This is a genomic window from Pseudomonas sp. LTGT-11-2Z (assembly GCF_003691445.1).
Lineage (GTDB): Bacteria > Pseudomonadota > Gammaproteobacteria > Pseudomonadales > Pseudomonadaceae > Aquipseudomonas > Aquipseudomonas monteilii.
This window is the reverse complement of the sequence record NZ_CP033104.1, coordinates 5,647,463-5,660,000: the sequence shown is the minus strand read 5'-3', so window position 1 is coordinate 5,660,000 and position 12,538 is coordinate 5,647,463. Positions and strand designations below refer to the sequence as shown.

General features: G+C 57.0%; 11 protein-coding genes, 4 tRNA genes and 2 rRNA genes (1 of these 17 only partly in view). All 17 read left to right on the top strand.

The annotated features are described in order from the left end of the window. Positions 1–341, top strand: a 23S ribosomal RNA gene (locus tag D8767_RS26800) (it extends 2,552 nt beyond the left edge of the window). Positions 342–474: 133 nt separating this feature from the next. Then, positions 475–590: ribosomal RNA gene (gene rrf, locus D8767_RS26795) — 5S ribosomal RNA — on the top strand. Between the two features lie 284 nt (positions 591–874). Then, positions 875–1,834 (top strand): bifunctional biotin--[acetyl-CoA-carboxylase] ligase/biotin operon repressor BirA, encoded by a 960-nt coding sequence (birA, locus tag D8767_RS26790; protein WP_016715908.1) that lies wholly within the window; start codon positions 875–877, stop codon positions 1,832–1,834. Next, the gene (locus D8767_RS26785; protein ID WP_016715909.1) at positions 1,824–2,573 is read left to right on the top strand and encodes a pantothenate kinase; all 750 of its coding nucleotides are present in this window, start codon (positions 1,824–1,826) and stop codon (positions 2,571–2,573) included. Before birA ends, D8767_RS26785 begins: the two co-directional genes overlap by 11 nt. 7 nt (positions 2,574–2,580) lie before the next feature. Then, the gene (locus tag D8767_RS26780) at positions 2,581–3,006 is read left to right on the top strand and encodes a hypothetical protein (RefSeq protein ID WP_016715910.1); all 426 of its coding nucleotides are present in this window, start codon (positions 2,581–2,583) and stop codon (positions 3,004–3,006) included. A 152-nt stretch (positions 3,007–3,158) separates the two neighbouring features. Next, positions 3,159–3,242, top strand: a tRNA-Tyr gene (locus D8767_RS26775). Between the two features lie 24 nt (positions 3,243–3,266). Continuing rightward, a tRNA-Gly gene (locus tag D8767_RS26770) sits at positions 3,267–3,340 on the top strand. 29 nt (positions 3,341–3,369) lie between these two features. Continuing rightward, positions 3,370–3,445: transfer RNA gene (locus D8767_RS26765), tRNA-Thr, on the top strand. 78 nt (positions 3,446–3,523) lie between these two features. Next, positions 3,524–4,717, top strand: coding sequence for an elongation factor Tu (gene tuf, locus D8767_RS26760; protein WP_013970626.1), 1,194 nt, complete (start codon positions 3,524–3,526; stop codon positions 4,715–4,717). A 54-nt stretch (positions 4,718–4,771) separates the two neighbouring features. Continuing rightward, positions 4,772–4,847, top strand: a tRNA-Trp gene (locus D8767_RS26755). Positions 4,848–4,891: 44 nt separating this feature from the next. Further along, on the top strand, positions 4,892–5,260 hold the full coding sequence (secE, locus tag D8767_RS26750; protein ID WP_003255502.1) for a preprotein translocase subunit SecE: 369 nt from the start codon (positions 4,892–4,894) through the stop codon (positions 5,258–5,260). Between the two features lie 9 nt (positions 5,261–5,269). Then, positions 5,270–5,803: a transcription termination/antitermination protein NusG gene (gene nusG, locus D8767_RS26745; RefSeq protein WP_003255501.1), complete on the top strand. Its 534-nt coding sequence runs from the start codon at positions 5,270–5,272 to the stop codon at positions 5,801–5,803. Positions 5,804–5,922: 119 nt separating this feature from the next. Continuing rightward, positions 5,923–6,354: a 50S ribosomal protein L11 gene (gene rplK, locus D8767_RS26740; protein ID WP_003255500.1), complete on the top strand. Its 432-nt coding sequence runs from the start codon at positions 5,923–5,925 to the stop codon at positions 6,352–6,354. Continuing rightward, positions 6,354–7,049: a 50S ribosomal protein L1 gene (gene rplA, locus D8767_RS26735; RefSeq protein ID WP_009681244.1), complete on the top strand. Its 696-nt coding sequence runs from the start codon at positions 6,354–6,356 to the stop codon at positions 7,047–7,049. Before rplK ends, rplA begins: the two co-directional genes overlap by 1 nt. 197 nt (positions 7,050–7,246) lie before the next feature. Further along, a complete protein-coding gene (gene rplJ / locus D8767_RS26730; RefSeq protein ID WP_016715872.1) occupies positions 7,247–7,747 on the top strand; it encodes a 50S ribosomal protein L10 in 501 nt (166 codons plus the stop codon). Between the two features lie 77 nt (positions 7,748–7,824). After that, complete coding sequence (gene rplL / locus D8767_RS26725) at positions 7,825–8,190, top strand: 50S ribosomal protein L7/L12 (RefSeq protein WP_003255496.1); 366 nt, start codon at positions 7,825–7,827, stop codon at positions 8,188–8,190. Between the two features lie 220 nt (positions 8,191–8,410). After that, positions 8,411–12,484 (top strand): DNA-directed RNA polymerase subunit beta, encoded by a 4,074-nt coding sequence (gene rpoB, locus D8767_RS26720; RefSeq protein WP_016715871.1) that lies wholly within the window; start codon positions 8,411–8,413, stop codon positions 12,482–12,484. The last annotated feature ends 54 nt before the right edge of the window (positions 12,485–12,538 follow it).

The following is a 12,538-nucleotide window of genomic DNA, read 5'->3' as shown; positions in this document are numbered from 1 at the left end:
AAAGTGGTACGCGAGCTGGGTTTAGAACGTCGTGAGACAGTTCGGTCCCTATCTGCCGTGGACGTTTGAGATTTGAGAGGGGCTGCTCCTAGTACGAGAGGACCGGAGTGGACGAACCTCTGGTGTTCCGGTTGTCACGCCAGTGGCATTGCCGGGTAGCTATGTTCGGAAGAGATAACCGCTGAAAGCATCTAAGCGGGAAACTTGCCTCAAGATGAGATCTCACTGGGATCTTGAATCCCCTAAAGGGCCGTCGAAGACTACGACGTTGATAGGTTGGGTGTGTAAGCGCTGTGAGGCGTTGAGCTAACCAATACTAATTGCCCGTGAGGCTTGACCATATAACACCCAAGCAATTTGCGCGTAAGCCGAATTGTGGTGGTGAAGACGAAAGACCCGAAAGTTCGCAACATCACAAATATCGCATATCCGAATTGGCCAAGAGTGTTCACGAACATTCTGGCAACAGAATTTCTTGACGACCATAGAGCATTGGAACCACCTGATCCCATCCCGAACTCAGTAGTGAAACGATGCATCGCCGATGGTAGTGTGGGGTTTCCCCATGTGAGAGTAGGTCATCGTCAAGATTCATTTCGCAAAACCCCTATCTGCGCATGCAGGTAGGGGTTTTGTCTTTGTGGCCCGAAAAAGCCAAGCTCTCACGCAAGTCTCGGCCTTGACCAGATCCCTGTAGGAGCGGCTTTAGCCGCGAACACCGGCAACGCCGGTGCCATCCGCCGGGTCGCCTGCTTCGCGGCAAAAGCCGAATCCCACAGGGATCGCTACACAAGGCCGCGCTTACAGGCCCTTTTCCTATGCAAGCCAACAGCCCATGGCTATCATGCCTGCCTTATTCCAAGTCGAGACTGGCATGCTGAAGTTGTTGAATCTCCTCAAGGATGGCCGGTTCCATTCCGGTGAAGCCCTGGGGGCAGCCCTCGGGGTGAGTCGCAGTGCCGTTTGGAAGCAACTGCAGCACCTGGAGAGTGAACTGAACCTCACCATTCATAAGGTTCGTGGGCGCGGCTATCAGCTGGCGGCACCGCTCGCCTTGCTCGAAGCACAGGCAATCGCTGGTTATGCCGAAGGCGAGCAGTGGCCAGTGTTCATCCACGAATCGATAGATTCGACCAATGCGGAAGGTTTGCGGCTTGCCGGCCAAGGGCAGGTAGCTCCGTTTATCGTGCTGGCCGAGCGGCAGAGCGCCGGCCGGGGCCGGCGTGGCCGTCAATGGATCAGCCCATTCGCTGAAAACCTCTATTACAGCCTTGTATTGCGAGTGGATGGCGGCATGCGTCAGCTCGAAGGTTTGAGCCTGGTGGTGGGATTGGCCGTAATGCGCACCCTGCAGGCGTTCGGCGTAAAAGAGGTAGGGCTCAAATGGCCCAACGATGTGCTGGTTCGCGGGCAGAAGATTACCGGCATTCTCCTGGAGCTGGTGGGCGACCCTGCTGATGTCTGCCATGTGGTGCTGGGTATCGGTATCAATGTGAACATGCAGGTGAACGATCATGTCGACCAACAGTGGACCTCGATGCGACGTGAGGTGGGTGCGACAATTGATCGCAATCACTTGGTGGCATCGCTCAGCCAGCAGCTGCAGCATGAATTGGCACGGCATCGTCGTTACGGATTTGCAGCATTCCTGGAGGAATGGGAGCAGGCGCACCTTTGGCAGGGGCGCAATGTTTCGCTGGTTGCTGGCAGCACGCATATTGATGGTGTGGTTCTCGGCGTCGACGGGCAGGGTGGCTTGCGCCTTGAGGTGGACGGAGTGGAAAAGAGCTTCAGTGGTGGTGAGCTCAGTTTGAGGTTGCGTGATGATTCTTGAGCTCGATTGCGGTAACAGCTTCATCAAGTGGCGGGTAATCCATGCTGCTGATGCAGTCATTGAAGGTGGCGGGATCGTCGATTCCGATCAGGCGTTGCTCGCTGAAGTGGCTGCGTTGGCTTCGGTGCGTCTTACGGGCTGTCGCATTGTCAGTGTGCGCAGCGAGGAAGAAACCGATGCGCTGTGTTCATTGATTGCCCAGGCGTTTACCGTTCAGGCGCGTGTTGCGCATCCGGCGCGGGAAATGGCCGGCGTGCGCAATGGCTATGACGATTATCAGCGTCTGGGTATGGATCGTTGGCTGGCTGCGCTGGGTGCATTTCACTTGGCAAAGGGCGCGTGCCTGGTCATTGACTTGGGCACTGCTGCAAAAGCGGACTTCGTTGCAGCGGATGGTGAGCATCTGGGTGGTTACATTTGCCCGGGCATGCCTTTGATGCGTAGCCAACTGCGCACCCATACCCGGCGTATCCGCTACGACGATGCCTCCGCCGAGCGCGCATTGACCAGTCTGTCTCCCGGGCGCTCAACCGTCGAAGCGGTCGAGCGCGGTTGTGTGTTGATGCTCCAGGGTTTTGCGCGCACCCAGCTTGATCAGGCGCGTGCGCTGTGGGGGGACACGTTCACGGTATTTCTCACTGGGGGTGATGCGCCACTGGTAAGGGAGGCTGTGCCCCAGGCGCGTGTTGTGCCAGACCTGGTTTTCGTTGGCCTGGCCATGGCCTGCCCATTGGATTGAGGTGCCTATGCGTTGGTTGTTTCTGCTGTTACTGGTGCTCAACGTCTTCTATTACGTGTGGCATCAGCAGGAAGCCCCGCTGAAGATTAAGGAAGTCGCCCCGCTGTCTCTGTACAAGGGGAATCAGCAAGAGATCCGTCTGCTGCGTGAAACAGGCGTGTCGGCGCCGCCCAAGCGTCGTGATGAATGCCTGGTAGTGGGTGGGGTAATGGGGCAGGGGCAGCTGGATGCGCTGCGTCAGCGCCTCTTGAGCCTAGATATTGCGACCTTGCCAGTGGTGGGGCAGCTGCCGGGGGCAGATGGGCGCTGGCTCAAGGTTGCACCGGAAAGCGAGCGTTTGCTGGACCAAACGGTACTCTCAGCTCTTTCCAATGATTTCAAAGACTTAAAACATAAAATTATTTTCTGCCAGGGTATTGCAACTGGCGAATAGCTTGATAGAATGGCGCCCGCTTCACAGGGAACACCACTCAGGTGGTAGAACTGAAAGCGGTGTCAAAGCAGCTAAGTTTCAGATTTGATTGAAAAAATTTGAAAAAACGCTTGACACTAGGGCGGCAGACAAATAGAATGCCGGCCACATCTGGAGGGATTCCCGAGCGGTCAAAGGGGACGGACTGTAAATCCGTTGCGAGAGCTTCGAAGGTTCGAATCCTTCTCCCTCCACCAGTTTTAGCGAGAGCCGCAAGCTCCGCGGGTATAGTTTAGTGGTAGAACCTCAGCCTTCCAAGCTGATGATGCGGGTTCGATTCCCGCTACCCGCTCCAAGTTTGCCGGATTTTGCGCAAAGTGTTTCGCTCTTGTAGCTCAGTTGGTAGAGCACACCCTTGGTAAGGGTGAGGTCAGCGGTTCAAATCCGCTCAAGAGCTCCATATAAACAAGGCAGATATGAAAATATCTGCCTTTGTTTTATCAGCGCAAGACTATTTCTTCTGCGGAGGATTGTATCGATGGCTAAGGAAAAGTTTGATCGTTCCCTTCCCCACGTTAACGTCGGCACTATCGGCCACGTTGACCACGGTAAGACCACTCTGACCGCAGCTCTGACTCGCGTCTGCTCCGAAGTTTTCGGTTCGGCAGTCGTTGAGTTCGACAAGATCGACTCGGCTCCGGAAGAAAAAGCGCGCGGTATCACCATCAACACCGCTCACGTCGAGTACAACTCGAACATTCGTCACTACGCTCACGTTGACTGCCCAGGTCACGCTGACTACGTGAAGAACATGATCACCGGTGCTGCCCAGATGGACGGCGCGATCCTGGTTTGCTCGGCCGCCGATGGTCCGATGCCACAAACCCGTGAGCACATCCTGCTGTCCCGCCAGGTAGGCGTTCCGTACATCGTGGTCTTCCTGAACAAGGCTGACCTGGTAGACGACGCTGAGCTGCTGGAACTGGTCGAGATGGAAGTTCGCGACCTGCTGTCCACCTACGACTTCCCAGGCGACGACACTCCGATCATCATCGGTTCCGCTCGTATGGCCCTGGAAGGCAAAGACGACAACGAAATGGGTACTACCGCTGTCAAGAAGCTGGTAGAAACTCTGGATGCCTACATCCCTGAGCCAGTTCGTGCCGTTGATCAGCCGTTCCTGATGCCGATCGAAGACGTATTCTCGATCTCGGGTCGTGGTACCGTTGTTACCGGTCGTATCGAGCGTGGTATCGTTCGCGTTCAAGACCCACTGGAAATCGTTGGTCTGCGTGACACCACCACCACCACCTGCACCGGTGTTGAGATGTTCCGCAAGCTGCTGGACGAAGGCCGTGCTGGCGAGAACTGCGGCGTTCTGCTGCGTGGCACCAAGCGTGACGACGTTGAGCGTGGTCAGGTTCTGGTCAAGCCAGGTTCGGTCAAGCCGCACACCAAGTTCACCGCAGAAGTTTACGTTCTGTCGAAGGAAGAAGGCGGTCGTCACACTCCGTTCTTCAAAGGCTACCGTCCTCAGTTCTACTTCCGTACCACTGACGTGACCGGTAACTGCGAACTGCCGGAAGGCGTTGAAATGGTAATGCCAGGTGACAACATTCAGATGACTGTTACCCTGATCAAGACCATCGCAATGGAAGACGGTCTGCGCTTCGCTATCCGTGAAGGCGGTCGTACCGTCGGCGCCGGCGTCGTAGCAAAAATTATTGAATAAGTAGTTGATTTACTTGATCAGGCCGGTATAATGGCCGGCCTGATACAGCGTTACAGGTCAGTAGCTCAATTGGCAGAGCGACGGTCTCCAAAACCGTAGGTTGGGGGTTCGATTCCCTCCTGACCTGCCATTTCACTTCGGTGTGATGGCTTTCTTCTCACAGGATCCTCCTCGATGACTCCCAAAACTGAAGCCCAAGAATCGCGTTTTGATCTGTTCAAGTGGCTGGCTGTAGTGGCTTTGGTGGTTGTTGGTGTTGTGGGTAATCAATATTACTCCGCCTCTCCAATCCTGTATCGCGTCCTCGTACTTCTCGTCCTGGCTGCTGTCGCGGGCTTTGTAGCTCTGCAGACTGCGAAGGGCAAGTCGTTCTTTGCGCTGGCGAAGGAAGCTCGTACCGAGATTCGTAAAGTCGTGTGGCCGACCCGCCAGGAAACCACCCAGACCACGCTGATTGTCGTGGCTGTCGTGCTGGTTATGGCACTGCTGTTGTGGGGGCTCGATTCCCTGCTCGGCTGGGCGGTCTCCTTGATCGTTGGCTAAAGGTGTCCCGTGGCTAAGCGTTGGTATGTTGTGCATGCTTACTCGGGTTACGAGAAGCATGTAATGCGCTCTCTGATCGAGCGCGTCAAGCTGGCTGGCATGGAAGACGGTTTCGGCGAGATCTTGGTCCCGACCGAAGAAGTCGTCGAAATGCGCAACGGCCAGAAGCGCAAGAGTGAGCGTAAATTCTTCCCTGGCTATGTATTGGTCCAGATGGAGATGAACGAAGGGACTTGGCACTTGGTCAAGGACACCCCTCGTGTGATGGGCTTTATTGGTGGCACTGCAGACAAGCCTGCGCCGATAACCGATAAAGAAGCTGAGGCTATCCTGCGTCGCGTTGCCGACGGTAGCGACAAGCCGAAGCCGAAGACGCTGTTCGAGCCGGGTGAAGTGGTTCGAGTCATTGACGGTCCGTTCGCTGACTTCAATGGTAGTGTCGAAGAGGTTAACTACGAGAAGAGCCGTCTGCAGGTCGCAGTGCTCATCTTCGGTCGCTCTACTCCGGTAGAGCTCGAGTTCAGCCAGGTCGAAAAGGTCTAGGCGGACGAAGCATCCCATACCCCGCAGCCCTGTGTGCTGCGGGGTTTTGTCGTCACTGGGATAAAACGCAAGTCATCCGGGGAGCCAGCAGGCGTTCGTACCCGATTTTGGAGTAGCTCATGGCTAAGAAGATTCAGGCTTACATCAAGCTGCAAGTTAAGGCCGGCCAGGCCAACCCAAGCCCACCCGTTGGTCCAGCACTGGGTCAACACGGTGTGAACATCATGGAATTCTGCAAGGCCTTCAACGCCCGTACCCAGGGTCAAGAAGCCGGCCTGCCGACTCCCGTGATCATCACTGTTTACAGCGACCGTAGCTTCACTTTCGAGACCAAGAGCACCCCTGCCTCGGTTCTGCTGAAGAAAGCTGCTGGCCTGACCAGTGGTTCGGCTCGCCCGAACACCGTTAAAGTCGGTACCGTTACCCGTGCTCAGCTGGAAGACATCGCGAAAGCCAAACAGGCTGACCTGACTGCCGCTGACCTGGACGCTGCTGTACGCACCATCGCTGGCTCTGCCCGCAGCATGGGCCTGAACGTGGAGGGTGTGTAATGGCTAAGCTGACCAAACGCCAAAAGGCAATCGCCGAGAAAATCGAAGCAGGCAAGGCCTACAACTTCGAAGAAGCGGCAACTCTGCTGGCCTCGCTGCCTGCTGCCAAGTTCGTAGAGTCCTACGACATCGCCGTTAACCTCGGTGTTGACCCGCGTAAATCCGACCAGGTCGTACGTAGCGCTACTGTGCTGCCACACGGCACTGGCAAGACCGTTCGCGTTGCTGTCTTCACCCAGGGTCCAGCTGCTGAAGCCGCTCTGGCTGCCGGCGCTGACCGCGTAGGCATGGACGACCTGGCTGCCGAAATGAAAGGCGGCGACCTGAACTATGACGTCGTCATCGCATCGCCTGATGCCATGCGTGTTGTAGGTCAGCTGGGTCAGGTTCTGGGTCCTCGCGGCCTGATGCCTAACCCGAAAGTCGGTACCGTAACTCCAGACGTAGCCACTGCCGTGAAAAACGCCAAGGCTGGTCAGGTGCGCTACCGTACCGACAAAAACGGTATCATCCACACCTCCGTTGGCAAGGTCGGCTTTGAAGCTGGCAAGCTGAAGGAAAACGTTGAAGCCCTGATCGCTGACCTGAAGCGTATCAAGCCAGCTTCTTCGAAAGGTATCTACGTCAAGCGCGTTACCCTGAGCACCACCATGGGCCCAGGTCTGGTCATCGATCAGAGCTCGCTGAACGTGTAAGAACATGGTGGCGTGACCTGTCACGCCACCAGCAAAAATTGGGGTCCCTGCCTGGCGGGGGCTATCCAAGACCGTAGGCGGCGCAAGCCTTAAAACACCAGCCCACGCAGATGGTGCTCCCGATTCGTTACCGAATCAGACACCAAAACGACATCCGGCTTCGGCCAGATGAAACGGTAAAAACCAGGAGTAAACCCGTGGCAATTAAACTCGAAGACAAGAAGGCCATCGTCGCTGAAGTCAACGAGGCTGCCAAAGTCGCTCTGTCCGCTGTCGTGGCTGATGCCCGTGGTGTGACTGTAAGCGCAATGACCGGACTCCGTAAAGAGGCCCGCGAAGCTGGCGTTTACGTACGTGTTGTACGTAACACCCTGCTGAAGCGCGCTGTTGAAGGCACCGAATTTTCGATCCTCAACGACGCGTTCAAAGGCCCGACCCTGATTGCTTTCTCCAACGAACACCCGGGCGCTGCTGCTCGTCTGTTCAAAGAGTTCGCCAAGGGTCAGGACAAGTTCGAGATCAAGGCAGCTGCGTTTGACGGCAATTTCATTGCAGCGAACCAGATCGACGTGTTGGCTACCCTGCCGACCCGCGACGAAGCTATCGCAAAACTGATGAGCGTGATCCAAGGCGCCACCAGCAAGCTGGCTCGTACTCTGGCAGCCATTCGCGACCAGAAAGAAGCTACCGCCGCCTAAGGCGTGCGAACTCTTTCAAAATCATACGTTTAATTTGATGGCTGCGTAGGCTGTCACCCCAATACAGGATTTAAGTCATGTCTCTGACTAACGAACAAATCATCGAAGCAATCGGCCAGAAAACCGTTCTGGAAGTTGTTGAGCTGATCAAAGCTATGGAAGAAACCTTCGGCGTTACCGCTGCTGTTGCCGCTGCTGGCCCAGCTGCTGCTGCTGCCGTTGTTGAAGAGCAGACCGAGTTCAACGTTGTTCTGGTTGAAGCCGGCGACAAGAAAGTGAACGTGATCAAAGCCGTTCGCGAACTGACCGGTCTGGGCCTGAAAGAAGCCAAAGAGAAAGTCGATGGCGCTCCTCAGGTTGTAGCTGAAGGCGTTTCGAAAGAAGCCGCTGAAGACGCTAAGAAGAAGCTGGAAGAAGCAGGCGCTAAAGTCGAGCTGAAGTAATCTCGACCTTGCGATGCCAGCCTAAGCGTCGAGCGAAGGGCTGATGGCTGGTGGCTTACGCCACCGGCCTTTTTCCGTTATTGGTGGTCGGTCAGGCCGGCCCCGATAACAAGCTGCAAGACACCCATGTGGGTGGCGCAAACCAAGGGGTTTGCACGATTTTCTGGCTGCTCCCGCCGGGAGAAGCCAAACAAGCAGGTGACCAAGCTGGGGAACGCTGATGGCTTACTCATACACTGAGAAAAAACGTATCCGCAAGGACTTTAGCAAGTTGCCGGACGTCATGGATGTGCCTTACCTCCTGGCCATCCAGCTGGATTCGTATCGCGAATTCCTGCAAGCGGGAGCATCCAAGGATCAGTTCCGCGACGTCGGCCTGCACGCGGCCTTCAAATCGGTATTCCCGATCATCAGCTACTCCGGCAATGCTGCCCTGGAGTACGTAGGCTATCGCCTGGGCGAACCGGCCTTCGATGTGAAGGAATGTGTCCTGCGTGGCGTGACCTTCGCGGTCCCACTGCGGGTCAAGGTGCGCCTGATCATCTTCGACAAGGAATCGTCGAACAAAGCGATCAAGGACATCAAAGAGCAAGAAGTCTACATGGGTGAAATCCCCCTGATGACTGAGAACGGTACCTTCGTTATCAACGGTACCGAGCGTGTGATCGTTTCCCAGCTGCACCGTTCGCCTGGTGTGTTCTTCGACCACGACCGTGGCAAGACCCACAGCTCCGGCAAGCTGCTGTACTCCGCTCGCATCATCCCTTACCGCGGCTCCTGGCTGGACTTCGAGTTCGACCCGAAGGACTGCGTGTTCGTGCGTATCGACCGTCGCCGCAAACTGCCGGCTTCGGTGCTGCTGCGTGCCCTGGGCTACAGCACTGAAGAAGTGCTGAACACCTTCTACACCACCAACGTGTTCCACATTTCCGGCGAAAAGCTCAGCCTGGAACTGGTGCCTCAGCGTCTGCGTGGTGAAGTTGCAGTCATGGATATCCATGACGAAACCGGCAAAGTCATCGTCGAGCAAGGCCGCCGTATTACTGCGCGCCACATCAACCAGCTCGAGAAAGCCGGCGTCAAGCAGCTGGACGTTCCAATGGAATACGTCCTGGGCCGCACTACCGCCAAGGCCATCGTGCATCCGGCTACCGGCGAGATCCTGGCCGAATGCAACACCGAGATGACCACCGAACTGCTGATCAAGGTCGCCAAGGCACAGGTTGTCCGTATCGAGACCCTGTACACCAACGACATCGATTGCGGTCCGTTCATCTCCGACACCCTGAAGATCGACACCACCAGCAACCAGCTGGAAGCTCTGGTCGAGATCTACCGCATGATGCGTCCAGGCGAGCCGCCAACCAAGGATGCAGCCGAGACCCTGTTCAACAACCTGTTCTTCAGCGCCGAGCGTTACGACCTGTCTGCCGTTGGCCGCATGAAGTTCAACCGTCGTATCGGTCGTACCGAGATCGAAGGTTCGGGCGTGCTGAGCAAGGAAGACATCGTCGAGGTTCTGAAGACCCTGGTCGATATCCGTAACGGCAAAGGCATCGTCGACGACATCGACCACCTCGGTAACCGTCGCGTACGTTGCGTTGGTGAAATGGCCGAGAACCAGTTCCGCGTTGGCCTGGTGCGTGTAGAGCGCGCGGTCAAGGAACGCCTGTCGATGGCGGAAAGCGAAGGCCTGATGCCGCAAGACCTGATCAACGCCAAGCCGGTTGCGGCGGCGGTGAAAGAGTTCTTCGGTTCCAGTCAGCTGTCCCAGTTCATGGACCAGAACAACCCGCTCTCCGAGATCACCCACAAGCGCCGCGTCTCTGCACTCGGCCCTGGCGGTCTGACCCGTGAGCGTGCCGGCTTCGAAGTCCGAGACGTACACCCGACCCACTACGGCCGTGTGTGCCCGATCGAGACCCCTGAAGGTCCGAACATCGGTCTGATCAACTCCCTGGCAGCCTATGCCCGTACCAACCAGTACGGCTTCCTGGAAAGCCCGTACCGCGTTGTGAAGGAAGGCGTTGTCAGCGACGACATCGTGTTCCTGTCGGCCATCGAAGAAGCCGATCACGTCATCGCCCAGGCTTCGGCCGCGATGAACGAGAAGAAGCAACTGATCGATGAGCTGGTAGCGGTTCGTCACCTGAACGAATTCACCGTCAAGGCGCCGGAAGACGTCACCCTGATGGACGTTTCGCCGAAGCAGGTTGTTTCCGTTGCTGCCTCGCTGATTCCGTTCCTCGAGCACGACGACGCCAACCGTGCATTGATGGGTTCGAACATGCAGCGTCAGGCTGTACCAACCCTGCGTGCCGACAAGCCGCTGGTAGGTACTGGCATGGAGCGCAACGTTGCCCGTGACTCCGGTGTCTGCGTGGTTGCTCGCCGTGGTGGTGTGATCGACTCGGTCGATGCCAGCCGTATCGTTGTTCGCGTTGCCGACGACGAAGTGGAAACCGGCGAAGCAGGTGTGGATATCTACAACCTGACCAAGTACACCCGTTCGAACCAGAACACCTGCATCAACCAGCGTCCGCTGGTGAGCAAAGGCGACAAGGTTCAGCGTGGTGACATCATGGCCGACGGCCCGTCCACCGACATGGGTGAGCTGGCACTGGGTCAGAACATGCGCATCGCGTTCATGGCGTGGAACGGCTTCAACTTCGAAGACTCCATCTGCCTGTCCGAGCGTGTGGTTCAGGAAGACCGCTTCACCACCATCCACATCCAGGAACTGACCTGTGTGGCGCGTGACACCAAGCTTGGCCCAGAGGAAATCACTGCGGACATCCCGAACGTGGGTGAAGCTGCACTGAACAAACTGGACGAAGCCGGTATCGTCTACGTGGGTGCTGAAGTTGGCGCTGGTGACATCCTGGTTGGCAAGGTCACGCCAAAAGGCGAAACCCAGCTGACTCCGGAAGAAAAACTGCTGCGTGCAATCTTCGGTGAGAAGGCCAGCGACGTTAAAGACACCTCCCTGCGCGTGCCAACCGGCACCAAGGGTACCGTCATCGACGTACAGGTCTTCACCCGTGATGGCGTAGAGCGCGACAGCCGCGCCCTGGCCATCGAGAAGATGCAGCTGGACGAGATCCGCAAGGACCTCAACGAAGAGTTCCGCATCGTCGAAGGCGCAACCTTCGAACGTCTGCGTTCTGCCCTGAACGGCCAGGTGGTCGACGGTGGCGCGGGCCTGAAGAAAGGCACCGTGATCACTGACGAAGTCCTGGACGGCCTGGAGCACGGCCAGTGGTTCAAACTGCGCATGGCTGAAGATGCACTGAACGAGCAGCTGGAAAAGGCTCAGCAGTACATCGTCGACCGTCGCCGTCTGCTGGACGACAAGTTCGAAGACAAGAAGCGCAAGCTGCAGCAGGGCGATGACCTGGCACCGGGCGTACTGAAGATCGTCAAGGTCTACCTGGCAATCCGCCGTCGCATCCAGCCGGGTGACAAGATGGCCGGTCGTCACGGTAACAAGGGTGTTGTCTCGGTCATCATGCCGGTCGAAGACATGCCGCACGATGCCAACGGTACTCCGGTCGACGTCGTACTGAACCCGCTGGGCGTACCTTCGCGTATGAACGTTGGTCAGATCCTTGAAACCCACCTGGGCCTGGCGGCCAAGGGCCTGGGCGAGAAGATCGACCGCATGCTCGAAGAGCAGCGCAAAGCCGCTGAACTGCGCGTGTTCCTGACCGAGGTCTACAACGAGATCGGCGGTCGTCAGGAAAACCTCGAAGAGTTCACCGACGCAGAGATCCTGGCTCTGGCCCACAACCTGAAGAAAGGCGTGCCGATGGCGACCCCGGTCTTCGATGGTGCCAAAGAGCGCGAGATCAAGGCCATGCTGAAACTGGCTGACCTGCCAGAAAGCGGCCAGATGGTGCTGTTCGATGGCCGTACCGGCAACAAGTTCGAGCGTCCTGTGACCGTTGGTTACATGTACATGCTCAAGCTGAACCACTTGGTGGACGACAAGATGCACGCGCGTTCCACTGGTTCCTACAGCCTGGTTACCCAGCAGCCGCTGGGTGGTAAGGCGCAGTTCGGTGGTCAGCGTTTCGGGGAGATGGAAGTGTGGGCGCTGGAAGCATACGGCGCGGCATACACCCTGCAAGAAATGCTCACAGTGAAGTCGGACGACGTGAACGGCCGTACCAAGATGTACAAAAACATCGTGGATGGCGATCACCGTATGGAGCCGGGCATGCCCGAGTCCTTCAACGTGTTGATCAAAGAGATCCGTTCGCTCGGTATCGATATCGATCTGGAAACCGAATAACACGTGACGCGAAGGGGAGTGGGGCAGGTAATGCCCGCTCCCTGCTCCGCCAGG